General features: G+C 62.5%; 17 protein-coding genes. 11 read left to right on the plus strand and 6 right to left on the minus strand.

Annotated features, from left to right (window positions below; all coding sequences use genetic code 11):
• Position 1: 1 nt before the first annotated feature.
• The 5 genes from H6650_17970 to H6650_17990 form a co-directional block, all read right to left on the minus strand.
• Positions 2-2,587 (minus strand): trypsin-like peptidase domain-containing protein, encoded by a 2,586-nt coding sequence (locus tag H6650_17970; GenBank protein MCB8953897.1) that lies wholly within the window; start codon positions 2,585-2,587, stop codon positions 2-4.
• Positions 2,588-2,721: 134 nt separating this feature from the next.
• Complete coding sequence (locus H6650_17975; protein ID MCB8953898.1) at positions 2,722-6,156, minus strand: S8 family serine peptidase; 3,435 nt, start codon at positions 6,154-6,156, stop codon at positions 2,722-2,724.
• A gap of 251 nt (positions 6,157-6,407) precedes the next feature.
• Complete coding sequence (locus H6650_17980) at positions 6,408-9,854, minus strand: S8 family serine peptidase (protein ID MCB8953899.1); 3,447 nt, start codon at positions 9,852-9,854, stop codon at positions 6,408-6,410.
• A gap of 487 nt (positions 9,855-10,341) precedes the next feature.
• Entirely contained in the window at positions 10,342-11,256 is a 915-nt protein-coding gene (locus H6650_17985; GenBank protein ID MCB8953900.1) for a DUF4349 domain-containing protein, read from the minus strand.
• A gap of 632 nt (positions 11,257-11,888) precedes the next feature.
• Complete coding sequence (locus tag H6650_17990; GenBank protein MCB8953901.1) at positions 11,889-12,620, minus strand: metallophosphoesterase family protein; 732 nt, start codon at positions 12,618-12,620, stop codon at positions 11,889-11,891.
• Between the two features lie 65 nt (positions 12,621-12,685).
• Here H6650_17990 and tsaE point away from each other — a divergent pair, with 65 nt between their 5' ends.
• The 11 genes from tsaE to H6650_18045 all read left to right on the plus strand — a co-directional run bounded on the left by tsaE (position 12,686) and on the right by H6650_18045 (position 23,631).
• Positions 12,686-13,186, plus strand: coding sequence for a tRNA (adenosine(37)-N6)-threonylcarbamoyltransferase complex ATPase subunit type 1 TsaE (gene tsaE, locus H6650_17995; GenBank protein ID MCB8953902.1), 501 nt, complete (start codon positions 12,686-12,688; stop codon positions 13,184-13,186).
• A 62-nt stretch (positions 13,187-13,248) separates the two neighbouring features.
• On the plus strand, positions 13,249-13,926 hold the full coding sequence (tsaB, locus tag H6650_18000) for a tRNA (adenosine(37)-N6)-threonylcarbamoyltransferase complex dimerization subunit type 1 TsaB (GenBank protein ID MCB8953903.1): 678 nt from the start codon (positions 13,249-13,251) through the stop codon (positions 13,924-13,926).
• Positions 13,865-14,554, plus strand: a complete 690-nt coding sequence (gene rimI / locus H6650_18005) for a ribosomal protein S18-alanine N-acetyltransferase (protein ID MCB8953904.1) — start codon at positions 13,865-13,867, stop codon at positions 14,552-14,554. Before tsaB ends, rimI begins: the two co-directional genes overlap by 62 nt.
• Positions 14,555-14,741: 187 nt before the next feature.
• On the plus strand, positions 14,742-15,761 hold the full coding sequence (locus H6650_18010) for a GDP-mannose 4,6-dehydratase (GenBank protein ID MCB8953905.1): 1,020 nt from the start codon (positions 14,742-14,744) through the stop codon (positions 15,759-15,761).
• 17 nt (positions 15,762-15,778) lie between these two features.
• Positions 15,779-16,492 carry a ubiquinone/menaquinone biosynthesis methyltransferase gene (locus tag H6650_18015; GenBank protein MCB8953906.1) on the plus strand — a complete coding sequence of 238 codons (714 nt, stop codon included), beginning with the start codon at positions 15,779-15,781 and terminating at the stop codon, positions 16,490-16,492.
• Positions 16,493-16,955: 463 nt separating this feature from the next.
• Positions 16,956-17,948 carry an aldo/keto reductase gene (locus tag H6650_18020; GenBank protein ID MCB8953907.1) on the plus strand — a complete coding sequence of 331 codons (993 nt, stop codon included), beginning with the start codon at positions 16,956-16,958 and terminating at the stop codon, positions 17,946-17,948.
• Between the two features lie 140 nt (positions 17,949-18,088).
• Positions 18,089-18,451 (plus strand): hypothetical protein, encoded by a 363-nt coding sequence (locus tag H6650_18025; protein ID MCB8953908.1) that lies wholly within the window; start codon positions 18,089-18,091, stop codon positions 18,449-18,451.
• A 42-nt stretch (positions 18,452-18,493) separates the two neighbouring features.
• Positions 18,494-18,898 carry a thioredoxin domain-containing protein gene (locus tag H6650_18030; GenBank protein ID MCB8953909.1) on the plus strand — a complete coding sequence of 135 codons (405 nt, stop codon included), beginning with the start codon at positions 18,494-18,496 and terminating at the stop codon, positions 18,896-18,898.
• A 90-nt stretch (positions 18,899-18,988) separates the two neighbouring features.
• On the plus strand, positions 18,989-20,098 hold the full coding sequence (locus H6650_18035; protein ID MCB8953910.1) for an ATP-binding protein: 1,110 nt from the start codon (positions 18,989-18,991) through the stop codon (positions 20,096-20,098).
• An 18-nt stretch (positions 20,099-20,116) separates the two neighbouring features.
• A complete protein-coding gene (locus H6650_18040; protein ID MCB8953911.1) occupies positions 20,117-22,732 on the plus strand; it encodes an ATP-binding protein in 2,616 nt (871 codons plus the stop codon).
• Positions 22,733-22,863: 131 nt separating this feature from the next.
• On the plus strand, positions 22,864-23,631 hold the full coding sequence (locus H6650_18045; GenBank protein ID MCB8953912.1) for an SDR family oxidoreductase: 768 nt from the start codon (positions 22,864-22,866) through the stop codon (positions 23,629-23,631).
• 59 nt (positions 23,632-23,690) lie between these two features.
• Here the strand turns inward: H6650_18045 and H6650_18050 are convergent, their stop codons facing one another.
• Positions 23,691-25,175, minus strand: a complete 1,485-nt coding sequence (locus tag H6650_18050) for a hypothetical protein (GenBank protein ID MCB8953913.1) — start codon at positions 25,173-25,175, stop codon at positions 23,691-23,693.
• Positions 25,176-25,402: the final 227 nt, after the last annotated feature.

A 25,402-nucleotide genomic window follows, 5' to 3' on the forward strand; every position in this document is an offset into this window, starting at 1 on the left:
TTTAGTTGCCGCCGCACCAGTTGAGCGTGGTGCTCATGAGCTGCTGGCGGGTGGCCGCGTTCGGCAGCGCTTCCCAGGGGAAGCCCCAGAAGGTGGTTTTGTAGACGCCGTTGTCCTTGTCCACGGCGGCGCTGCCCTGGTTGCCGCTAAATGCCGTTTCCGCGCCCGCGCCAGGGTTGATCTGGTCGCTGTAGTTGGTGAACGGGTATTGCAGTGTATAGGGGCCGAGGCCGCCGTACACAGTGCCTGCGCCGGTGACGGTTGCCTGACTGACGTCGCTGGTGGCGGAGGCCACGCCCAGGTAGTTCTGCATGAAGCCGGTCACGCCGCGATCCCAGACGTAGTCCTGGCTGCTGATGAAGAGGCATTTGCCGTTATCCAGATAGGAGGCAAGCGCCGTTTCGCCGGCGGAGCCAGGGCCGGCAAAGCCGCCAAATTCGTCGCCCGTGAACCAGATGACTACGTCGTAGGCGAGGAGGGTGGCTGCGTCCGGCTCATTGTCGCTGTTGTTCGTGTCCCACAGGTCGTACCCCAGGCCCAGAGCATCCAGCGCCGCCGTGTAACTGCTTTGCACGTTGGGGCTGTTGTCATCGTCGTCGACGAGGAGAATGGGGGGAATGTCCTGGGTGCGGAAGTAGAATGGCTGGGCGAAGGAACCTGCGCCGCAGGGATTGTAGGCGCGCACGGTCCAGACGTAGATGCTCAGCGGGTCCAGCGGGGTGTTGAAGGTATGGCTGGTTTCTTTGGTGAGGGCATAGCGCAGTTCGCCGCTGGTGATGTTTTTGACCACGATCAGGTAGGATGCGCCTTGATTGGCCGCCGACCATTGGAAGGTGGGGACGAGCGGGGCGTCCACGCCGTAGGGGGCGATGAGGGTGGCGTTGCCGGGGGCGCTGTCGTTGATGATCAGGCCAACGGTGACGGTGTGGGTGCTGGTGGGAGCCATGCCCATCACTTCCAGGCTGTAGCTGCCGGCAGGCGCGCTGCCGGTGTTGCCGATGACCATGTCGCTGGTTCCGGGCGGAATGACGGGGTTGACGCTGAAGTAGGGGGTGGTTCCGCCGGGCTGCCCGCTGACGCTGAGGGTGACGGGGTCGGCGTAGTTGTTTTCCTGACCAATGGTGAGCGTGTAGAGGGCGTTGCTGCCGGCACAAACGTTACGCGATTCTGGTGTAGCGGAGATGTTGAAGTCGGGTGCTTCAATCATATCCCGCCCATCCAAAACCAGGTTGCCACTATTGATCGGGTCCAACCAATCCACCAGGCGATTGCTGCTGCCGCCGCCACCTGTCCAGGAAACAGAAACGCGCCCATACCAGTCAGAGAGGTTGTTGTAGCAGGCCGCGTAACCGCCATGAAGCTGGCCGATGATGCGATGATCCTGGTTAAACAGCGGCGAACCGGAGGAGCCGGGTTCCGTCGTGCCCACGTCCCAATCCTCCACGCGCACGTGCGTGCCGTCGCCGGGGACGCTGGTTCCCAGGTAGGAGGTCGTTGTGGTGGGGTCGAATTCAAAGCTGATGCGCTTTTCGTCTGTGTTGGGGTGGTGGATGGCCGTGGCGGAGGTGGCGTCGGCGGGGGTGGCATCCCAACCGGCCCAATGAACGTTGAATGCCGGATTGGGGGCGTCATCCAGCTCCACCAGGGTGAAGTCGGATGGGCTGTAGGAGGCGCGCCAGAAGGAACCCGACTGGAACTGGCTCAGGTTGCCGTCGCCGGGCTGCCCATTGACGGGATCGTCCACGGGGCGACACCAGGAGTTTTCATAGTTCCAGTAAACGACCAGCGAGGGCGCGTTGCCATTGTTGATGCCGCAGTGGTTGGCCGTCATGAAGTAGGGGGTGAGGTCCTGGGCGGTGTTGTTGACCAGGAAGCCGGTGCAGAAGGTGGAGCCGCCAGTGCTGATGACGGCGACGGAGCGGATTTCGTCTCGCCACAGGTCGCCTTCGGGGCAGACAACGTCTACGTTGCACGCGCCGGAGAGGAAGCGTTGGGTGCTGCCAAATTCGGCGTAGCCGTGGTTGACGGCGGTGAGTTCGAGACTGAGGGCGTCCTGTTCGGCGGCGGGGAGGCTGACTTCGATGACGATTTCGTCACCGAGAAGGATGGGGGACCAGAACTGGCCGTGCAGTTCGTTGTCGGCGGCGGTGAAGGGGCCGCGCACGGTACGGTAGTCGGGGGTGTAGAGCATGAGTTGGGCGTGTGCCGGCATTTTATACCGCGTAAAACCCAGATTCAAGGAAACCGCCCCCGGGGAGCTGATGCGCAGCCGCCACAGCAGCGAGCCATCCGCCAGCGTCTCCCACGTTCCATGCGTCGCCGGCGTCACGCGCACATCCAGCGGCAGCGCGAAACGCACCGGAACGCCAGGGCCATAATTGGCCTGATCTTCCGCCAGCAGCGCCTCATTATCCACGGCGGGCATCGTCAACACCGCCACATTTTTCAACGGCTGACCCCCCACGGCCAAACCGTCCGGCAGGTCCGCCGCGCTGGCCGGCTGCTTAAACGCGCCCGGCAGCAGCAGCATGAGGGCGACGAGGCTGAAACATAGGCTGACAAACGCCAGAATTTTTGCACGATTCATTGAAAAGAACCTCCTGTGAAAAGTATGAGGGATGAGGTATGGGGTATGAAGCCTTCATACCCCATGATCTTGCCTTCCCGGAAGCTCAATTATTTCATATCAGGACAGCTTCCGGGAAGGTGGTTAACGATGCCTCACTGGCCGCACCAGGTGAGGAAGGTCGCCATCGCTTCCTGCCGTGCGCCGGCGGTGGAGATGGCCTCCCAGGGGTAGCCCCAGAAGGTGGTTTTGTAGACGCCGCTGTCTTTGGCGATGGCCGCGCCGTTGCCGTTGTTGCCGACAAAGGCGGTTTCCGCGCCGCCCCCCGGGTTGAAGATGTCGGCGTAGTCGGTGAAGGGGTAGGCGAGGGTGTAGGGGCCGAGGCCGTTGAAGACGGTTCCCTGGCCGGTGACGCTGGTGTAGTTGCCGCTGTCGTTGGAGCCAGAACCGAGGCCGAGGTAGGTGGACATGAAGGCGGTTTGGCCGCGGTCGTAGAGGTAATCCTGGGCGCTGATGAAGAGGCAGTTGCCGGCATTCAAATACCCCGCCAACGCCACCTCACCTGCCGAACCGGGACCCGCCGCGCCGCCAAACTCATCTCCCGTAAACCAGATCACCGCGTCATATTGCAGCAGCGTGGCCGCATCCGGCTCGTTGTCCGAGTTATTCGTATCCCACACGTCATACTGCAAGCCCATTCCATCCAACGCCGCCGTATACGCGGCGCGCACGTCCGGGCCGTTGTCGTCGTCATCCACCAACAGAATGGGCGGAATCTCTTGCGTGCGGAAGAAGGCAAACTGGGCCAGCGGACCCGCGCCACACGGATTGTAGGCGCGTACCGACCAGGCATGAATCGCATACGGGTCCAGCGGCGCGGCAAACGTGTAGCTAGTCTCCGACGTGACCACGTAGCGCAGTTCACCGCTGCTGATGTTTTTCACCAGCAGCAGGTACATCGCGCCCTGGTTGGCCGCGCTCCACTCAAACGTGGGAACCAGCGGCTGATCCACGCCCACGGGGCCGACCAGCGTGGGCGCGCCCGGATTGGCGTTGTAGATGTTCAGGCCGACGTCCGTGGTGTGCGTGCTGGTGGGCGCCATGCCCGTAATCGTCAGGGCGTAGCTGCCCGCCGCCGCTGCACCGGTGTTGCCAATTGTCAACAGGCTGTTGCCGGGGGGGACCACGGGATTGACGCTGAAGTTGCTCACCGCGCCGCCGGGCACGCCGCTCACGCTCAGGCTAACGGGATCGTTGTAGCCCAAAACGCTGCCCACTTCGATGTCATAATGCGCATTGGCCGGGGCGCAAATGGTGCGCGACGCGGGCGCGGCGGCCAGGGTGAAGTCCGCCTGCGTGATGCAGTTGTAACACACCAGGGCGAAATCCTGGTCCGTTTCGTCGCCCATGTTGGGGACGCCGTCGGAGTTGATGTCCGCGGCGATCACCTGCACCTGGGCCGCGCCGTTGGCCGTGGGGCCAAAGAAGACGCCTTCGGTGTTGTTGCGGTAATCGGCGCTGCCACCGGGGGTGGACCAGCCATTCACGCCGAACTGGTTGCCGTAGTAGGTGTTGCCCTGGTAGGTGACAACCAGGTCCAGGTCGTTGTTCCAGGCAGGCGTGCTGCCGCCGAGACCATGCCCGGGGGCGTCCGTCCAGACGAGCATCATCTTCATCGGTTTGCTGGGGTCGGCGGGGGAGAGTGTCTGGCTCCAGACTTCACCCGTGTTGTCCAGAATAGTGGGGTTGTCGAAGTATTGGATGAGTACGTCGGGATTGACGGCGGCATCCAGGTTCATGCGTCCCCACCCTTGTTTGCTGTCAAACGGGTGGCCGAGAACGCCGCCATCGGCGTCCAGGTGGCCGGCCAGGTCGTGGGCCACGGGCAGGAAGGCGGCCTTGATCAAGGCGGGGCTGGGGTCCACGCCATAGAGGTTGCGGTAATACTCAATGAAGACGGCGACTGCGCCGCTGGTGTGCGGCGAGGCCATGCTGGTTCCGCAGAGGAGGGCGTAGGAGGAGCCGGAGTAGGTGGAATCTACCTGGCAGCCGGGGGCGACCATGTGTGGGATGGTGCGCCCGTCGAGGGCGGGTCCATGCGCGCTGTTGCTGGAGAGGTCGTCAATTTGCAGAATCTGGGAGCCGTTGGAGTTCTGCATCTTGGTGGAGCCGATGGTGAAGATGTTTTTGGCTTCGTCGGGCGTGCCCTGGCTGCTGGTTCCGCCGTTGCCGTTCATGAAGGAGAGGATGTAGGAGAGGGGTTGGTTACCGGGGGCGTCGGGGTCGGCGTCGCGCACGCCGATGTCCACCTGCAAGGTGTCGTCGTCGTAGCCCAGGGGGGAGCCGGATGGTCCCCAACTGTTGCCGGAGAGGGAGGCGTCGTTGTTGTAGGAGTCGGTCATGAGCAGGAGCATCCCGCCCGGTTGGGTGTAGTAGGGGCTGTAGACCTGCTCCACGAGGTTTGCGCCGGGGGCCTGCCCCAGGCCACGGAGGAAGCCGAAGCCATCCATTGTGCCTGAGGAACCGTCGGCGGCCATAATGCCGGCAGTGTGCGTCCCATGAGAACTGACCGCCCCGCCGCCGCAAGTTGTCCCCGTGCAGGGAACCATGCGGTTCACCAGGTCGGGGTGGTTGTCTTGCACGCCGCCATCCACGTTGGCGATGATCACGCCGCTGCCATCCACGCCGATGTTCGCCAGGTAGTCCGGATAGCCCGGATACGCCTGGTTGTTCTGGTCGTAGTTGCCGACGCTGATCTGGTCGCTCATTTCGCCGCGCAGGCCGCCGTTGGTGGGGTTGGGCTGCAGGCTGTAGACGCCGGGGATGCGGGCCGCCGCGCCCAGTTGGTTGCCGGCCAGGGTGACGCCGGCCATGACCCAGGTGGCGTTGAGGGTAGCCTGGTCGGTGATGGTCGCGCCGGTGGCTGCAAGCTGGCGCAGCACGCCGTCTACGTCCGCGCCGCGATAGATGAGGACGTTGGCGTCCAGGGGGCGGCTGTCCAGGCGTCGCCAGGAGGGCAGCAGGCGGTAGGCGGGGGCGAAGTCGCCTGTCCAGCGCACGAAGGTGTGCGCGGCGGCCTGGTTGAGGGCGGCGGGTTCGCCCCAGACGACGTAGGTGTGTGGGTGGATGTATTGCACGAGTTGGAGGCCGCTTTGTTCGAGGGCGGTGAGCCATTCGAGGCGCGTGGGGCCGATGAGTTGCACGAGGCGGTAGTCGGGGCCGCTGTTGGCGGCTTCGGCCCAACCGGCGGGGAGGGCGGGACCGCCGCGGCGGGTGTCCCAGGTGAGTTCGCCGAGGGTGAGGGTGGTGAAGTTGGCGTCGAGTTGGTGGGGAATGCCGGCATTTTGCACGCGCGCGTAATCAGATGCCGAGAGTTCCAACCACAAAAATGCGCCGTAATCGACCATGTGTATAGGCTGCACGCCGCGCAGTTGTGCATACGCCGCCGGCGTCAGCGTGATCGCCGTCGTATCATCTACGGGCGCGGCGGTAGCGGCCCCGCCACGACTGCCCAGCAGCAAACCGCCGCCAAGCAGGAGCAGCAAAACCAGCCACAACCACTTGTTTGACTTAGGGGAAGAGAATTGCATCAGTACCTTATTCCTTTTGTGTGCCGTCTATGGAAAAAGCGGAGAGAGCAGCGGGTGCGACGCGCCGTGCAATGGCAGCACGTCGCACCCTTTGGTGGTTGCCGGCATTTGACTGCCAACAACCACCAACTACAAGCAGTCAACTGAAAAAAGGCCAAAAACCGGGTTTTTACACGTGAATCACTCTGGTAATTTCAGTCGGACAATCGAAAAACCCGGTTTTTTCAGTGAACTCAACTATCAACTATCAACTACTGCCCACACCAGCTAAGCGTCGTCTGCATGACCACGCCGCGGTCGCCGGCGGGGAGCGCCTCGAAGGGGTAGCCCCAGAACGTTGTCTTGTAGACGCCGCTATCTTTGGCGATGGCCGCGCCGTTGCCGTTGTTGCCGATGAAGGCGAGTTCCGCATTGGCGGCGGGGTTGAAGATGTCGGAGTAGTCGGTGAAGGGGTAGCCGAGGGTGTAGGGGCCGAGGCCGCCGTAGACGGTTCCCTGGCCGGTGACGCTGGTGTAGTTGCCGGAGTCATTGGCGCCGGAAGCCAGGCCGAGGTAGTTGCTCATGAAGGCGGTGAGGCCGCGGTCGTAGAGGTAATCCTGGGAGCTGATGAAGAGACAGTTGCCGGCATCCAGATACGTTCCCAACGCCCCTTCTGTCGCGCCGCCCGGCCCCGCCGCGCCGCCAAACTCGTCACCCGTGAACCAGATAACGACGTCATATTGCAGCAGCGTGGCCACGTCCGGCTCATTGTCGGTGTTGGCCGTGTCCCAGACATCGTACAGCAAGCCCAGGCCATCCAACACATCCGTGTACGATGCGCGCACGTCCGGGTTGTTGTCGTCATCGTCCACCAGGAGAATGGGCGGAATCTCCTGCGTGCGGAAGAAGCCAAACTGGGCGAAGCTGCCCGTGCCGCACGGATTGTACGCGCGCACCGACCACGCATGGATCGCATACGGGTCCAGCGGCGAGCCAAACGTATAGCTGGTGTCTGGCGTTACGGCATAGCGCACTTCACCCGTGCCGATATTTTTCACCACCAACAGGTAGATGGCCGACTGGCTGGCCGCGTTCCACGTGAATGTGGGAACCAGCGGCTGGTCCACGCCTACGGGACCGATCAACGTGGGTGCGCCGGGGGCGGCGTTGTACACGCTCAGGTTCACGTCGGTCGTGTGCGTGCTCGTGGGCGCCATGCCCGTAATCGTCAGGGTGTAGTTGCCGGGGGCCGCGCCGCCTGTGTTGCCAATCGTCATCATGCTGGAGCCGGGAGGCGTGACCGGGTTCACGGAGAAATTGCTGGCCGCGCCGCCGGGCAGGCCGCTGACGCTCAGGCTCACCGGATCGCTAAAGCCAAGCAGGCTGCCCACGCTCACGTTGTAGTAGGCATTGTTGGGCGTGCAGATTGTGCGGCTGGAGGGGGCGGCGGTGAGGGTGAAGTCGGGGAAGAGAACGCAGTTGTTGCAGATGAGGGCGAAGTCCTGGTCGGTGGTGTCGCCGTTGTAGGGCACCCCGTCGCCACTGATGTTGATGGCATCGACGACGATGGTGACGCTGCCCTGCGGGTTCTGCACGTACACGTTTTCCAGGTTGTTGATCGTGTCCGCGCTGCCGCCGGTGGCGGACCAACCGTTGGCGAAGACATTGCCGTGGTAGGTGTTGCCGCCGTTGATGACGGTGAGGTCGAGATTGTTTACCAGGGCGGGGTTGGCGCCGACGGCTCCGGGGGCATCAGACCAGGCCAGGGTGATTTTCAGCGGCTGGTTGAGGTCGGCGACGCCCACGGAGAGCGTCCACTGTTCACCCGTATTGCCGAAGATCATTTCCTGGTCGTAATACTCGGTGGGCAGGGGGTTGTTGACGATGTTGTCGGTGTTGATGCGGCCCCAGCCTTCGTTGATGTTGGGGATGTCGGGCGTGCCCATGTCCACGGCGCCGTTGACCAGTAGGGCTTTGGCCATCGCCGGGCTGGGATCCGCGCCGTTGTTGAAGGTGCGCCACCATTCGGTGGAGAGGGTGATGGCCCCGGAGGCGTGCGGGGCGGCCATGCTGGTGCCGGAGCAGAAGGCGTAGAGGTTGTTGGTTCCGGGGATGGCGGTGGAGCAACTGCCGCCGAGGTCGTTGCGGGCGGAGGCGATTTCTTCGCCGGGCGCGGCGACGGTGGGAACCCAGCGGCCATCAACGGCGGGGCCGCGGCTGCTGAAACTGGAGATGTTTTCGATGTTGCCGGCACGGTAGTTGACGCTGCTGGCAATGACGATCAGGTTTTTGCCTTCTTTGGGGGAAGTGAGGCCGCTGAAGCCGGAATTGCCGGCAGAGAACACTTCGATGAACGGTTCGGCCACGCTGGTGGTGTCGAAGTTGCCATCGCGGACCATGATGTCGTGGGTGCGCTCGCTGGCCTGGTAGCCGTGCTGCGTGCCTTCGCCGGTGGTCCAGGAGTTGTTACCCCCAATGGCCCCGCCGATGACGGCGTTTTTGCTGTGTTCTTGCCAGCCGCCGGTGGGGGGCCAGGCGGGAGCGGAGAGGGAGTTGGAAGCGAAGATGCTGTAGCCGGGGGCGACGCCCAGGCCGTAGAGGAAGCCGCTGGCGTCTGTGTATCCGGCCGTGGCGTCTCCGCCGACGATGCCGGCAACGTGCGTACCATGACCGCCGCCGGAACAGTCAGAGCCGGGCTGCCCCGCCGGGTTGCACGCGCCAGGGTAGCTGTAGCCGCTGACGATGTGCGGACCCAGATCGGGATGGTCGTAGTCCACGCCCGTGTCAATGATGCCCCAGATGACGCCGCTGCCATCGTAGCCCACGTCGTTGATCCAGTCATAATAACCGGTGAAGGGCACGCCGCCCGTGTAGTTGCCCGCCAAAATCTGGCTGGACATTTCATCTTCCAGGCCGGCTTCCGGGCTGGCGTAGCCGAGCCACAAGACGGTGTTCATTTGCGCGATGCTTTCCACGGCGTCGGCGTCCAACTGCACGATGGCGTCGAAGAACATCTTGTCGGGCTGCGACGGGTAGTACTGCACGACGTTGCCGCCCAGTTGGGCGATGGTCGCCAGCGTGGCCCGCGGGTCGCCATCGTTGTAGAACATGATGTCCACGTTATTGATCAGGCCCGTGCGTCCTTGCAGGTCGCTATTAATCTTGTAGGCGGGATGGAAGGCTCCCTGCCAGCGCACGAATTCGAGGTTGGCGGCGCGGGCGGCGGCGGCGGCATCTCCCCAGACCAGGAAGCTGTTGTGGGGGTAGTATTGCAGCACGCGCAGGCCGTTGGCTTCGAGCCGCGCCAGCCAGACGTCATTGGTGGGGCCGGCGAGCTGCACGAGGCGGAAGCCAGCACCCGCGTCGCCGGCTTGCAGGTTGGGCGTTACCGTTGGTTCGCCGTCCAGCAAGGGATCGAAGCGGTAGCCGGGAACATGCACGTAACCCGCGTCGAGCACTTCCGTGTAGGCCGCGCCGCTGGCCGCCAGGCGGGTGAAGTCGGCGTCGGTGAGTTCCAGCCATTGAAATGCGCCGTAGTCAAAGGCGCGCACGGGGTTCAGGCCGACCTGGGCGGCGGCCTGGATGTCGGCGGCGGCTACGCGCACGAAGTGGTGGCCCGCGGCGGGCGCGGCCTGGGAAACGGTGGCGTTGCGCCCGGCGGAGAACAGAAGCACGAGCGCCAGTAAAGAAAATAATGCAATTAACCTACGTCCTGTCATGTTTACTCCTTGTCGGATGGGGCCATGCGGCGGGGGAAAGGGCGCGCGATGGCTCAGGCGATTTCGGAGGGAACGCGCGGGGCGGTCGGCCTCGGAAATCATGGGTAAAAAAGATGGAGGTTGGAGGATGCCGGCATCCCTGACAGCAAATGACGCGAGTTTTCGTTCGTCTGCCGGAAATGCCAGGTATCTTTCTCAATTAGAAGAATGGGGAGCGAAGCCTGCGCCGGGCATGGGGTGGGCCGGCAAACAGGTCGGTCCATGAGCGAATAACGGGCAGGCCGCGATGGAGGCGGGATGAGCACGGCGTCGGTGCGGCGGTGAAGCGAAGAAGGTATGTTGCACCTTATCCGCAACGTGAATTTTTCGATAACAACAGGGGGGATTATACCTGATTATGGGGAAAGCAAAGCGGGAAAAGCGACTTTTAAGGAAAAAAGAACGCGACGCGCCGGGGGATGGCGCGTCGCGTGAAACGGGCGAGGCTTTAGTTTTCGGGGGATGGGGGGGCGGGCTGGCGGCGTTTGCGGATGGCCCGGATGATGGCGCGGATGATGAAAAATGCCGGCACGCCCAAAATCAACAATTGCGGCAGCGCGTAGATGACAAAGCGAATGAGGAAGTCCGCCAGGTCCTGCAAGAACTCAACCAGGTCCTCCACGGCCTCCTTTGCCACGCCCTGCGGGCGCCAGCCAACAATCTCGATGGGCCGCGACAAAATATCCGGGGTGATTTCCACCTCAATCGTGGAGAAAGCCGCCGACTGGGACAAATACTTCATACGCCCCTTGATCTGCTCAATCTGCGCCTCCAGGCTGCTCAACTCCTGGTTGACGGCCAGCGCGTCTTCCACATCTTTCGCCTCGTCGAGGAAGCCGCGCACACGGGCCGCCGTGGCCTCCAGATTCGTCAGACGCGCCGTCAGGTCCACGTACTCTTCCGTCACGTCCTGGCCGCTGGAGGATTCACTGTTCACTTCCAGCGCCAGCGCCTTGATCTGGGCCATGGCCGCGTCAAACTGGGCCACGGGCACGCGCACGGTGATGTTGCCCCGGTTGGCCTGCCCATACTGGTAGAGGTTGCTGCTGACGACCCACCCTTCCATGCCGCTGGCCAGGCCGGAGATGCTGCTCATGGTTTCCTCGGTGCTGGCGACGATGATGCTGATACTGCCGGTGCGGATGATCATGGGTTGTGCCGGCAATTCCACATCCGCCGCCATATTAGAGGTCTGAGCAATCGTCATCGGCGCGGCCTCGCCTGCGATATCCTCCGCGAAACTGGCCGAATCCTCCGATGCCACCACACGCTGAACTTCCAACTGTTCCGCAGTTCCCGCGCAACCCGCTAAAACCAGCGTCGCCAGGGCCAAGTATAAACCAAACCGCCATATCTTCTTCATGGGTTCACTCCTACAAAAATAGTGGTCGGTGGATAGTGAAAAGTAGATAGAAACCTCGTCCGCCAACGTCTATAATGATCTTCCCGGAAGCTTCATCCGAGATGATGGCCGTGGGTGACAGCTTCCGGGAAGATGTTCTCATTTGAAAATGATCTTCCCGGAAGCTTCATCCGAGATGATGGCCGTGGGTAACAGCTTCCGGGAAGATGTTCTCATTTGAAAATGATCTTCCCGGAAGCTTCATCCGAGATGATGGCCGTGGGTAACAGCTTCCGGGAAGATGTTCTCATTTGAAAATGATCTTCCCGGAAGCTTCATCCGAGATGATGGCCGTGGGTAACAGCTTCCGGGAAGATGTTCTCATTTGAAAATGATCTTCCCGGAAGCTTCATCCGAGATGATGGCCGTGGGTGACAGCTTCCGGGAAGATGTTCTCATTTGAAAATGATCTTCCCGGAAGCTTCATCCGAGATGATGGCCGTGGGTAACAGCTTCCGGGAAGATGTTCTCACTTCGCGGCGCTGAGGCAACGCCGCGATACGAACAATAATTGCGTTACGAAACAGACGAACCGGGAAAAAGAAAGGTTCCCCCCACCACTATCCACCAACCACTATCCACTAACTCCTCCCTCACCAGCCATACGCCAGGCGCGTAATCAGGCGCTGGGGCAGATTATGCCGGCGCATTCGCTCCTGTGTGGCGTCAATATCATACCCCACGCGGCGATGCTCCCACGTCATTCGCTCCAGGTCCAGCAACGCATAAGCCGCGCGCGGGTCGGCATCCCGTGGCTGGCCTACGCTGCCCGGATTGATGATCAGCCGCTCGCTCTCGTTCAGCGTGAATGGCTGTCCATATAGCGGCGCGCGCGTCGTCACGCGGTCGTCGCGCAGAGCATAGATGATGGGGACGTGCGTATGCCCGACGAGGCAGTTGCTTGTCTCGAAGTGATTGAAGTTGACGGCAGCCGTGGCTGCGTCCAAAATGTATTCCCAGACGGGCTGGCGCGGACTGGCGTGCGCCAGCGTGAAGATTGGCTCAATGAAGATCAGCGACGGCAGTTCTTCCAGGTAGGCGCGACTTTCTGGCGTTAACTGATCTTGCGTCCAACCAATGGCCTGGCGCGCCTCCGGGTTGAAGGTGTTGATGTCCAGCCGGTCCAGGACGGCCCAATCGTGGTTGCCGGACAGCGAAATGTGCGGCAGCGATTGCAGCAACGTCACGCATTCGTTCGGATCAGGGCCGTAGCCAACCACATCGCCCAGACACCAAACCTGGTCCCAGGCTCCCTGGGCATCCGTCAGAACAGCCTCCAACGCGGTTAGATTTGCATGAATGTCGGAGATGATGAGTAAACGCATGGTGATTCCTTTACGACGATTTGCTATGATACCATGATTGCGACGGAAAAGGGTATAATGATAGTATGGCGATTCTGGACGATAAGACGCTGGATTTTATCAGCAGCAGCGAGGCGCAAACGGAGCGATTGGGCGTGCGCCTGGGCGAACTGTTGCAACCGATGGACGTGATTTGTCTCTCCGGGGAACTGGGCGCGGGCAAAACCGTGCTGGCGCGGGGCATTGGTCGCGGCTGGGGCGCAGGGCAGCGTGTCACCAGCCCCACGTTCACGCTGGTGAACCAATATCCGCGCCTGCGTGATGGCCTGATGCTGTACCATGTGGATTGCTATCGCCTGGAAACGCTGGCGGACGCGATTACGGTGGGGCTGGAGGATATGTTCGCCAGCCGCGCCGTCCTCATGATTGAATGGCCGGAGCGGATTGAGGCGTTGCTGCCCGCCGACCGCCTCACTATAGCGTTGCGGCACATCAATGAGACGCGCCGTGGCGTACGCATTTCCGCCTCGGAAGACCGTTCTCTGGAATTGCTGAAGTTGTTCCGCCAGAGCGCCTTCGGTGTTTGAGACGATGACGGCCTTCCCGGAAGCTGGTTAGTAAGACTGACAACTATCACTTCATTTTTCTCATGCTATTAGCTATTGATACCGCAACTCGCTGGCTTGGCCTGGCTTTGCATGACGGGCAAACGGTCATGGCGGAGTTGGGCTGGCAATCGATGAACACGCAGACGGTGGCGTTGACGCCGACGATTGCGATTGTGTTGCAACGTGCCGGCATTTCCCCCTCAGACCTGAAAGGAATAGGCGTGGCAATTGGTCCTGGCTCCTACACCGGCCTGCGCGTTGGACTGGGCGTGGCCAAGGGGCTGAGCCTTGCCCATCGCCTGCCGCTGTTTGGCGTGTCCACGCTGGACATCCTGGCGGCGGGCATTGGGCAGGAAGAAGGCGACCTGATCGCCATTGCCGAGGCGGGGCGCAGCCGCGTTTGCGCCGGGCGCTACCGCTGGCACAAACGGCGCGGCTGGCAGCCAGGAGGCGCGCCGGACATTTACGCCTGGGAGGATTTGCTGGCTGTGGTGGAAGCGCCGGCATTTTTCGCGGGGGAGATTGACGCGGACGCGGCGCGGCTGATTCGTCAGGCGGGAAAGGGGTTTCAGGTTATGCCGGCATCCGTCAACGTCCGCCGTGCCGGATACCTGGCTCAAATCGCCTGGAACCGCCTCCGTCGCGGACAGGCGGACGATGCCGCCGCCCTCTCGCCCCTTTATCTGCGCGATCCTGCCGGCAAACCCATCACGCCATGACCCTACCCTACGGGAAAACACCACCTTGATTAACCACGCTCCCACCCCCGACCAGGTAGCCATCCATCCCCCCGCGCCCCTCATCCTGCGCCCCATGATGCTGGACGACGTGGACAACGTGATGGACATCGAGAGCCAGGTCTACACCCAGCCCTGGTCCGCCCGCGGCTACCGGCATGAACTCACGCGCAACGATCTGGCTCACTACCAGGTTCTCCTCTGGGATGATGGCGCGGAGGCCCCGCTGCTGGTCGGCTACACCGGCTACTGGCTCATCGTGGACGAAGTCCACATCAGCACCATCGTTGTCCGTCCTGATTGGCGCGGGCGCGGGTTGGGCGAACTGCTCTTCCTCAACGCCCTTTTGCAGGCCAGCGCCCAGGGCGCGACCATCGCCACCCTGGAAGTGCGCCGCACCAACCTGGTGGCGCAACTGCTGTACAAAAAGTACGATTTCGTCGTCATGGGCGAGCGTCCTCACTACTACAACGACAACGGCGAGGATGCGCTGGTGATGACGCTGGAGCCGCTGGACGACATCGCCCTGGCAAACTTGCGCCGCCATTGGACTATCCTCCGGGCGCGGCTGCAAACGGTAAGCCCGTCTGTCGGCGAGCGTGTACAATAAAGCGTACTTACTGCCAGGAACGGCACTCCTTTGAGGAATGGTGTTCCGCGCTGGTTTTCGCCTTAAAATTTTACTGGCTGATCATTGATTGTGTGCCGGCATTTGGCGCAAGCCCCCCCACTTACTCGCCCCTCGCCACTTGCCCCTCGCCACTCACCAAAAGCCACATTTCCTGGGAACACATTACATGAACATCTTCATCACCGGCGGCGCGGGCTTTATTGGTTGCAACTGCGCCGACTTTTTTTTGCGCCAGGGCCACCACGTCACCCTTTTCGATAACCTCTCCCGCAAGGGGGCGGCGGCCAATCTGCCCTGGCTGCGACAGCAACATGGCGACCGCTTTGATCTGATTGTGGGCGATGTGCGCGACTACGCGGCGCTGGAAAGCGGCATCGGCGGCGCGGATGTCGTGCTGCATCTGGCGGCGCAGGTGGCCGTGACCACCTCCGTGCAAAACCCGCGCGAAGATTTCGAGATCAACGCCCTGGGCACGTTTAACGTGCTGGAGGCGGTGCGCCATCACGCGCCGCGGGCGACGGTGCTCTATGCCTCCACGAATAAGGTGTACGGCGGCATGGAGGAGGTGCGCGTGGTGGAGGCGGAAAGCCGCTACGCCTACGCTGATTTTCCGCATGGGGTGAGCGAGGATTATCCGCTTGATTTTCACTCACCCTATGGCTGTTCCAAAGGGGCGGGAGACCAGTACATGGTGGATTATGCGCGCATCTATGGCTTGCAGACGGTGACGTTTCGCCAATCCTGCATTTATGGGCCACGACAGTTTGGCGTGGAGGACCAGGGTTGGGTGGCGCATTTTGTCATCGCCAGCGTGATGGGGCGACCGATTACGATTTATGGGGATGGGAAGCAGGTGCGGGATTTGTTGCATGTGGCGGATTTGGTGCGGGCGTATGATGCCGGCATTTCCCGTAGCCACGAACTCGCCGGAAAAGCCTTCAACCTCGGCGGCGGCCCACAAAACACCCTCTCCGTCTGGGCCGAATTCGGCCCCCTGCTGGCGGACCTGCTCGGCCACCCCGTCCCCGTGCGGTACGGCGATTGGCGTCCGGGCGACCAAAAAGTGTTCATCGCCGACACCCGCCGCGCCGCCGCCGCCCTCGGCTGGCAGCCGACCATCTCCCCGCGCCAGGGCATCGCCGATCTGGTGGCCTGGGTGCGGCAAAATCAGGATTTGTTTGCGTAATTCGCGGGGAGAGAGAGATGGCACAGTTAACCGGTCAGGAACGGGCGAAATATGTGCAGCGGATGTTTGCCGGCATTGCCACCCGCTACGACCTCATGAATCGACTGATGACGGCCGGGCAAGACGTGCGCTGGCGGCGCTACGTCATCCGCCAGGCACGCCTGCCCGCCGGCGGCAGCCTGCTGGACATCGCCACCGGCACCGGCGAAATCGCCCTCGAAGGATTGCGCCAGGTCCCCGATTTGCGCGCCGTCGGTGGCGACTTCACTCTGGAGATGATGCAGGCCGGCCGGCAGCGCCCGGAACGCCGCCGCATTCGCTGGGTGGGCGCGGACACCCTGGCCCTCCCCTTTGCCGACAACACCTTCGACGCCGTCACCTCCGGCTTCCTCATGCGCAACGTGATTGATGTGCCCGGCGCGTTTCGGGAGCAGATGCGCGTCACCCGCCCCGGCGGATGGGTGGTGGTGCTGGAATCCAGCCCGCCCAAGAAAAATGCCATGGAGCCGTTTATCCGCTTTCATCTGAACACCATCATCCCCACCCTGGGGCGGTTGATCGCCGGGCACGCCGACGCCTACCGTTACCTGCCGGAATCGACGCAAATGTTTCAAGACCCCGACTCGCTGGCGGACATCATGCGCCGTGTCGGCTTCACGGACGTCAGCTATCGTCTGTTCATGTTCGGTACGATTGCCGTGCATGTGGGGAGGGTGGCGAGGGGCGAGTAGCGAGGGGCGAGGGGCGAGTAGCGAGGGGCGAGGGGCGAGGGGCGAGTAGCGAGGGGCGAGTAGCGAGGGGCGAGTAGCGAGGGGCAAGTGGCGAGGGGCAAGTGGCGAGGGGCGAGTAGCGAGGGGCGAGGGGCGCGAGCGAGCAAACCCGCAAACTCGCATACTCCTCGCGAAGCAAACTCGAGGGCAAACTCGCAAAGTCGCAAACTCAGAAACCGCAAACTCGCAAACTCGCGAGGGGCGAGTAGCGAGTAGCGAGGGGCAAGTGGCAAGTTGACCCGCCGACTCGCCGACTCGCAAACTCGCAAACTCGCAAACTCGCAAACTCGCAAACTCGCAAACTCGCAAACTCGCAAACTCGCAAACTCGCATACCCGCATAACCGCAAACTCGCAAACTCGCAAACTCGCAAACTCGCAAACTCGCAAACTCGCAAACTCGCAAACTCGCAAAGGAGAATGACATGGAATATCGTTTTTTAGGACGCACGGGGGTGAAGGTTTCCAACCTTTGTTTTGGCACGATGTCGTTTGGTGGGGATGCGGATGAGGCGGTGTCGGGGGAGATGTATGCGCGGTGTCGAGATGCCGGCATTAACTTCTTCGACTGCGCCAACGTGTATCAGCGTGGCCGTTCCGAGGAAATCCTGGGCCGCCTCATCGCCGGCTCCCGCGACGAAATCTTCATCACCAGCAAAGTCTACTTCGCCATGGGGCCAGACATGAACGCCATGGGCGCATCCCGCCGTCACATTCACCAGGCCGTGACCGCCAGCCTGCGCCGCCTGCAAACAGACTACATCGACCTCTACTTCATCCACCGCTTCGACGAGCGCACCCCCCTCGACGAAACCCTGCGCGCCCTGGACGACCTGGTGCGGCAGGGCAAAGTCCTCTACCTGGGCGCCAGCAACTTCGCCGCCTGGCAGATCGCCAAAGCGCTGGGCATTTCCGCCAAAGAAGGCTGGGCGCGTTTCGAGTGCATTCAACCGATGTATAACCTGGTGAAGCGGCAGGCGGAAGTGGAACTCCTGCCCCTGGCCGCCTCCGAACAGTTGGGCGTCATTCCCTACAGCCCGCTGGGCGGCGGCCTGCTCACCGGCAAATACGGGCGCGACCGGCAGCCGCAGAGTGGGCGACTGGTGGAGAACACCATGTACCAGACCCGCTATGGCGATGAGTGGGTCATGGACGTGGCGGATGATTTCGCCGCCCTGGCGCGGGCGCGCGGCTACGATCCCGTCGCGCTGGCCGTGGCCTGGGTAGGCAGCCACCCCGCCGTTACCGCGCCCATCATTGGCGCGCGCAGCGTGGCGCAGCTAGAAGGGTCGCTGCGCAGCGTGGACATCCCCATGACGCCGGAACTGCGCGCCGAAATCGCCGCCCTGTCTCCCGAACCGCCCCCGGCCACCGACCGCAACGAAGAGCGCACGCCGCACAACTATGGACTTCGCTAGACGGCTGGCGAGGGGAAAATGTGGAAGGGTCTTTCGAATTTCATGGGGGAATGGAGGCTCTAGCCGAAACATGGGGGGAGTGGAGGCTTTAGCCGGAACGTTCCAGGCGGCGTGCTGCATCACTAAAAAGGAAAATCCTGATGAAACAAACCCTGATTTTGTTACTGCTCCTGTGCCTGCTGGCTGCCTGCGGGCAGTCGCAGGTTGCCCTGGAGCCAACGGCAGCCATGCCCACGGAAGCGCCCACTGCCGTGGCCCAAGCCACCATAACGACGGCTCCCACGACAGCCGCGCCTGCGCCCACGGATACGGCAGTGGCCGCCGTTTCCACCACCGCGCCGACGGAAGCGCCCGTTGCGGCGGAACCAACAGAACCCACGGCTGCCCCGCCTACGGCGACGACCTCACCAGAATCTAGCGCGGGACGGGATGATGCCGGCATTTTCTACCTCGGCCAACCAGACGCCCCCGTCACCGTGCGCGACTACTCCGACTTCCTCTGAAGCACCTGCCGCGCCTACGTGCTAGGCGCAGAGCAGCAAATCGTGGACACATTTGTGCCCACGGGCCAGGTAAAAGTCGAGTTCTCCCCTATTCTGGACTTAGGAACCAACAGCCTCAACGCCGCCGCCGCCGCCTACTGCGCCGGCTTCCAGGACCCGCTGGCCTTTTGGGCGCTGCATGATGCCTTTTTTGCCGACCAGGGCAGCGTTTATCGTGCGGACCGCGATTACTTCGTCAACGCCGCCGCCAGCGTGGGCGTGGACCAGGCCGCCTTTGCCAGCTGCTACGACAGCGGCGAGGCGCACGACCTGGTGACGCAGCACGATGACGCCCGCCGCCGGCAAAACATCGCCATTCGCCCCACCATTGACATCAACGGCCAGCTTCTCTTTGGCGCGCAGCCGTTCGAGGCGTTCGAACAAGTCATCCGCGCCGCCCTGCCGTAACGATGAAGTGCGACGCGCTTTTGCAGGGCGTCGCACTTGGATTATACTCTGCCCATCGCGCCTGATATGTTTGTGGAGGGAAGGTAAACGATGGACGGAGCGCCAGAAGATGGGTTGTCGCCAGCTTTGTATCAAGAAATGCCCGCCGCCTTGAAAGAATGCGGCGGGTTTACCACGTATGCACAGTTGTGGGCTATTTTTGCCCACCCGTGGCTGCAACCATGGCAGAGTCAGTTGCAGAAAGGTCATTCGTTGGGGGAGTTGATTGACTATTTGCTGAACGATTTCTGGCAGAAGCAGGCCGTGGAACAGCAGGTCTCGGTGCTGACGCTGCTGCTGCTGGTGTTGGGGATGCGGCAGCCGGCTGAAGATGCCTGCCGCGAGCGATTGCTGCACCTGGCGCGCCAGCTTGCCGATCCCACACGGGTGGCGGGGTTGCTAAACCAGCATGCATCGCCATCCACGCTGCAATCCGCGCCGCCGGCCGCGCCCGCGCCGCCGCCGTTGAATCCGTTTGGCGTACTGGGCAAGATCATGGCGGCGGAGCAGTACCTGGCGCGGGAGCCATTCACGCGGCAGTTGCTGCATGAATTGCGCAAGGGCAACAACGTTTCCCTGGTAGGGGCGTCGCAAACGGGGAAGTCGTCGCTCTTGTGGCAGGTAGTCCAGCAGGGACCCGCCTGGTTGGAGCGGGCGGCGGCGGATTTCATTTACCTGGATTTGCAGTTGGTGCAGGGGGAGACGGACTTCTTTGACCTGCTCTGCGAGGAACTGGAACTGCCGACCCTGCCGCCCGCTCGCCTGGCGCGGCGGCTGCGCGGGCGGCAAATCGTCCTCTGCCTGGATGAGGCGGAGCGGATGAACCAGGCCAGCTTCAGCCGCGCCCTGCGGGAACAACTGCGCGGCCTGGCGGATGGTCCGGGGCAGCCATTTGTGCTGCTCATTGCCAGCCGCACGCCGTTGTCTCGCCTGTTCCCAGACAGCCAGGATTTATCTTCGCCCTTGTTCAATATTTGCCAGCAAATGGACATGCCCCTGTTCCGCGTGGAGGAGGCGCTGGCGCTGGCGCGGCAGTATTTGCGCAGCACGGGCTGCGCGCTGCCGGAAGCAGACGTACGGCAGGCGTGGCAGGTGAGCGGCGGACGCCCCGCCCGCCTACAGCAGGCGCTGAAAGCGGCCTTTGCCGCCCGCTATGGCTGACGGCGACGGAAGGACGATATGAAAAAACGGCGCAAACCGGAACCCGGCCAGGGGAGCGTGCCCAAACTGGACCTGGCCCCCAAACTGAACCGCCCATTATCGTTGCGGAATCCGCTGGATTATGCGCGGCTGCTGTACTGGGTGTTCTTTTTCCCGCAGGCGTTGCGCTGGTACGAGGAACAACTGCCGCCGCTGCCGGAAAGATTATTGGAACGAGGGAACTGGCGCAGTTGGCTGGCCTTCTTCACCACGCCCACGCCACAGCGCCGCCTGTTGCTGCACGGGCAGTTGCTGACGCTATTTACCCTGCTGCTGTGGTGGCTCGCGGCGGTCGGACTGTCCCGGTTGGGCGTCCCGTTGGATATGCGTTACATAGCAGTCGGCGTGGCGGGTAGCGTGGCGGTTGGCGTGGCGGGTAGCGTGGCGTTTGGCGTGGCGTTTGGCGTGGTGTTTGGCGTGGCGGGTAGCGTGGCGGTTGGCGTGGCGGTTGGCGTGGCGTTTGGCGTGGCGTTTGGCGTGGCGGGTGGCGTGGCGGGTGGCGTGGCGTTTGGCGTGGCGTTTGGCGTGGCGTTTGGCAGGTTGCCAGGGTTTATTATTCGTCGCGTTGCGGATGCCCTCAATCCACGACGCCTCCTGCCTGTGCCTACGGGCAATCGCCTGATCTGGCTGCCACTGCCTCGATTGGAAGACACCCTCTGGCAGTGGTTACAGCAAGACGCGGCGGTGGGCGTCCAAAACCTCAACCAGCTTCTGGCGTATACCTTGCAATTTATTCCCGTCGTGCGCGCCTCGCGCCGCTGGCTGGCGGCGCAGCCCGCCGCCGCCCTGCTCCCCAGCGTCAACCTCCTGGCAACAGACCCGTTCGATTGGAAGTTGCTGCGTTTCAATGCCGCTTCCTTGAATGACCATTTACGCAACAGGTTTTTGGATGGGTTATTTATCTTGCCTGGTCGCAAGATATTACAGCGGCAACTCAATCTGGAGCCAGACCTGACTATGCCCGCGGCGGCTGCCTGCGCGGGCTTCTGGCAGTTGTCTCGCCGGCAATTGCCAGAAGCGGTAGCCGCCTTTGCGTGCGTGCGCGGGCTGCCATTTGGGGAGTGCCTGTATCAAAGCGTCCTGGCGCTGCAAGCGGGGCAGGCTATCACGGAATGGACAGCGATCAGCCCATGGGCGGCAAGCACGGCCTGGCTGGAAATGCCCGGCGCGGAACTGCTGCGCCCGCAGGTGGTGGACGCGCTGCGACAACTGCGGCAGGCGGCGCTGGAGGCGGAAGTGGCCGCCGCCAGCCTCTCTCGCCTCAACCGCAGCGCGGCGCTGAACCGGGCCACGGCTGGCCTGACGCAGCTTCTGGACGACCTGGCGGAGACGTGCCCGCAGCCAGAATGCCCCCTCGTGCAGCAAATCGCGCACCAGTGGCGCGAACTACTGCTGGGCGCGGCGGGCGAAATCGGCCAGATCGTGATCACGCAGCCCGTGGAGAACCCGTTCATCGCCGGTAATCCGGTTACAGGTTCCCTGTTTGTGGGGCGGGAGGAAACGCTGCGCCGCCTGGAGGAGCTATGGGGCAATGCTGACCGCGCGGGCGTGCCGTCAATCGTCCTCTACGGCCACCGCCGCATGGGCAAAACCTCCATTCTGCGAAATTTAGGTCCCCGCTTTGGCTGGAAAACAGTAGTGGCGGTGTGGAATATGCAAATGTTGGGGCGGGCGACGCACACGGGCGCGCTGCTGTACGAACTGGCCCTCACCCTGTACGACGCCCTGCACCCCACGCTGGCTGCCAACCTGGCGGAGCCGACGGAAGCGGATTTCGCGGCACAGTGGTATGTGGCCTTCAACCAGTTCTTGCGCCGCCTGAAAAGCGTCCTCACCGGGCAGCGGGTGATCCTGGCCATTGACGAATTTGAGCTGATCGAACAGGAGATCGCCGCCGGGCGGGTAGAAGCGGAACTACTGGCGTATCTGCGCGGCGTCATTCACAGTGAGTCGTGGTTTGTGCTGGCGCTGGCGGGGCTGCACACGCTGCCAGAGATGGCGGCGGACTACTGGAACCCCCTGTTCGCCAGCGTCACTCCCATACACGTCAGCTTTCTCTCGCTGGCGGCAACAGGGCAACTGCTGGCGAACCCCAGCGACGATTTTCCCCTGAACTTTGACCGCGACACGGTGCAGCGAGTGTATGATTGGGTGCGCGGGCAGCCGTACCTGACGCAGTTGGTGGGGCACACGCTGGTGCGCCGCTACAACGAGCAGGTGTTTGAAGCGCAACAGCCGCGCGAACCCCGCTTCACGGCGGCGGAAGTGGACGCCATCGTCATGGACCCCGCTTTTTACGAGCAGGGGAGTTACTATTTCCAGGGTGTATGGCAGCAGGCGGAAGCGCCGCCCACGGGACAGACGGCCATTCTGCGCGCCCTGGCGGCGCAAGACGCCCCTTGCCCCGCCGGCGTGTTGTGGCAAGAGGCGGGCCTGGATGCGGCAGCGGGCCAGGCGTGCCTGGACACGTTGAAGCAACATGACGTGTTGGCATCCTCCGCCACGACGGATGGTGCGCCACTCCCAGATATTGCCTACGATTTTGCCGTGCCCCTGATGCGACATTGGGTGCGTCGCTTCGGCGCGCCGCATTAACTTCAAGTAGGACTGGACTCTGGCGTTTTTGGAGTGGAGGCTTCAGCCGGTCCACATATGGGGTGATCCGGCTAAAGCCTCGACTCCGATCGCCATATGTGGATTTCGCCAGACTCGAGTAAGGATGCACGATGGAGATTTCACTGCAAGATAAGGTAGCGATTGTGACGGGGGCGGGCCAGGGGTTGGGGGAGGCGATTGCGCACGCGCTGGCGGGGGCGGGGGCGAAGGTGGCGGTGAATGATTTGAACCCGGACCGGGCGGAGCGGGTGGCGGCGGCGATTCGGGCGGCGGGTGGAGAGGCGATAGGGGTGGTGGCGGATGTGAGCAATAAGTTTCAGTGTGTGTCGCTGGTGGAGGCGACGCGGGAGGCGTGGGGACGGCTGGATGTGTTGGTGAATAATGCCGGCATTGAACCCGTCTCCCCTATCCTCACCATGGACGAATGGGACTGGACCCGCTGCATCGATGTCAACCTCAAAGGCGTCTTCTTCATGAGCCAGCTTGTCGGGCGCGTCATGGCGGAGGAGAACCTGGGGCGCGGCGGGGCCATCGTGAACATCAGCTCCATCGCCGGCGTGGAAATCCCCCTCATGCACCGCGCCGCCTACTGCGCCAGCAAAGCCGGCATGGTTGGCTTCGCCCGCGAGTGCGCCCGTGAATTCGCCGCCTACGGCATCCGCGTGAACACCATCGTTGCCGGCGTCTTTATCACGCCTATGACGGAAAAAGCACGTCAGAATCCGGCCATGATGGAAAAGTGGATGGGCGAAATCCCCCTGCGGCGGTTGGGCGACGCCGACGAGATCGCCCGCGTCGCGCTCTTCCTCTGCTCCGACGCCGCCAGCTACATGACGGGCAGCACCATCACCGTAGACGGCGGCAAGGTGATGCGCTAACGCGGGGCATGAACCTGTCCGACACCCCTATGATGTCCGCTTGTGGGCGGGGAGCCTCGTTATGCCTGGCCCCTGCCGGCATTCAGGCTCTGCTCCAATTCGTCCGCCAGCCGCGCCAGGGTATCGCCGCAGCTATCTCCGGGTGAGTATCGCTCACTCAAGACCCGCAAGAACAGCACCAGTCCGTTTTCGCCCGTGCCGCGCGTCCGGCTGAAGAGAAACGCCATCACCAGTTCCGCGCGTTCCTTTACGGTGTCCCCTTCGGGGATGTCGTTGCGCCACGGGCTGATGCGGTTGTCGATGAAGGTGGCCTTGAGGGCGCGCTCGTCGGCAAAGGGGGCGCACGTCATCAGTTGGTCCCGAATGCGCAGCAGCAGGTCGGAGTCAATTCCGGGAAAGTCGCGGCTGACGGATGCCGGCATCATCGGCTTAATCCCCGGCAGTGGAATCGAACGAAACGGCGGCAGCCAGCGCAAAATGTAAATCAGACCCGTCACCGGATAATCAACCGACAGGTCGAGAATGTAGCGACCCCCATCCGGCCCCTTCAATTCCACCTTGTTCGCCCGCGACCGTTCTTCGTACTGCGCGCGCTGCGCCGGGAAGTCAGACGCGGAGGCGTACCGCACCTGTAAATGATGCTCCTGGGGTTTGACGTTGCCCGGCGGCAAGTAGATGCGCAAATGCAGGTTGCGCGTGGGACGATTGATAGTCCACCCCCAATAATCATAATTGTCTTCGTTCGGGTCGAATTGGCCGGGGTCGAGGTAGATGGTGTAAAAATCCCGCGGCAACCGCTGTTCCATCTGGTAGGTCATGCTCTGTCCGCTGAGCAGGGGCGGGTCAATACGCAGTAGCGCGGAGAGGCGTCCGCTCTCGCGTTTGAATTCCGTCACGTCAATCTGCCAACCCGCCGTGAGCGAACTCACCTTGACGAAGTCGGGGTCGATTTCCCACGGCTCCCCCGCTTCTGTCGCGTCTGGCGCATAGAGAAACGTGTCCAGTTCCGCGAATTGGGAAGTGGCCGCCACCTTGATCTCGCGCAGGATGAGGGCGGAGCCATCGTCATTGAGAATGCACTCCACGCGCAGGGAATCATAGGCCATGCCGTACCGTTCGGCGGCGGTGAGGAAGGTGATTTCGTCGTCGGAACGTTCCGCGCCGGGTGATAGAGAAGCGGCTGGCGGGGTGGCGACAGGGAAACGCTCCAGAGTGAGCAGTCGTTCCACGTTTGATTGCATCTGATCCAGCCGTTCCACCAGCGGAGGATAGGCTTGCCGCAGTTGGTTCACGTCGGTCTGTACGCGTGCCAGGCGGACGGCAAAACGCCGGTAGGCGGCATAGATGCGTTGCAGCGTGAAGATGAGGACGTAGATAACCCAGAGGAACACCAGGAGGGCGATGAGCCAGTAGGCGGCGACGGGGGCGGCGGCGCGGGCAAAGGCGACGTAGCCAATGAGGACCATGAGGAGACCAAAGGAGACGACGGCCAAAACGCGGTTGGCGGTGGCGCGCCATAATTCGTCGGCTAGTTTCTTGAACATGGCGTTATTTTATCCTGTTTGCCGGCATCCGCGAGCAGAAAAAGGCGAGGTATGAGGTATGAGGTATGAGGTATGAGGTATGAGGTATGAGGTATGAGGTATGAGGTATGAGGTATGAGGCGGTGAGCACTATGTGACCGTCTATGATAAGGTTGCTCGATAAAATCACACTGGCGGCCCTTCCCCTTTCTCCAGTATAATCAGGTTGGAATTTCATACAGGCGCGA

It is taken from the genome of Ardenticatenales bacterium (assembly GCA_020634515.1).
GTDB lineage: Bacteria > Chloroflexota > Anaerolineae > Promineifilales > Promineifilaceae > JAGVTM01.

Coding starts and splice junctions, on each gene's coding strand:
- H6650_17970 (MCB8953897.1), bottom strand. CDS start 2,587: ATGAATCGTGCAAAAATTCTGGCGTTTGTCAGCCTATGTTTCAGCCTC.
- H6650_17975 (MCB8953898.1), bottom strand. CDS start 6,156: ATGCAATTCTCTTCCCCTAAGTCAAACAAGTGGTTGTGGCTGGTTTTG.
- H6650_17980 (MCB8953899.1), bottom strand. CDS start 9,854: ATGACAGGACGTAGGTTAATTGCATTATTTTCTTTACTGGCGCTCGTG.
- H6650_17985 (MCB8953900.1), bottom strand. CDS start 11,256: ATGAAGAAGATATGGCGGTTTGGTTTATACTTGGCCCTGGCGACGCTG.
- H6650_17990 (MCB8953901.1), bottom strand. CDS start 12,620: ATGCGTTTACTCATCATCTCCGACATTCATGCAAATCTAACCGCGTTG.
- tsaE (MCB8953902.1), top strand. CDS start 12,686: ATGGCGATTCTGGACGATAAGACGCTGGATTTTATCAGCAGCAGCGAG.
- tsaB (MCB8953903.1), top strand. CDS start 13,249: ATGCTATTAGCTATTGATACCGCAACTCGCTGGCTTGGCCTGGCTTTG.
- rimI (MCB8953904.1), top strand. CDS start 13,865: ATGCCGCCGCCCTCTCGCCCCTTTATCTGCGCGATCCTGCCGGCAAAC.
- H6650_18010 (MCB8953905.1), top strand. CDS start 14,742: ATGAACATCTTCATCACCGGCGGCGCGGGCTTTATTGGTTGCAACTGC.
- H6650_18015 (MCB8953906.1), top strand. CDS start 15,779: ATGGCACAGTTAACCGGTCAGGAACGGGCGAAATATGTGCAGCGGATG.
- H6650_18020 (MCB8953907.1), top strand. CDS start 16,956: ATGGAATATCGTTTTTTAGGACGCACGGGGGTGAAGGTTTCCAACCTT.
- H6650_18025 (MCB8953908.1), top strand. CDS start 18,089: ATGAAACAAACCCTGATTTTGTTACTGCTCCTGTGCCTGCTGGCTGCC.
- H6650_18035 (MCB8953910.1), top strand. CDS start 18,989: ATGGACGGAGCGCCAGAAGATGGGTTGTCGCCAGCTTTGTATCAAGAA.
- H6650_18040 (MCB8953911.1), top strand. CDS start 20,117: ATGAAAAAACGGCGCAAACCGGAACCCGGCCAGGGGAGCGTGCCCAAA.
- H6650_18045 (MCB8953912.1), top strand. CDS start 22,864: ATGGAGATTTCACTGCAAGATAAGGTAGCGATTGTGACGGGGGCGGGC.
- H6650_18050 (MCB8953913.1), bottom strand. CDS start 25,175: ATGTTCAAGAAACTAGCCGACGAATTATGGCGCGCCACCGCCAACCGC.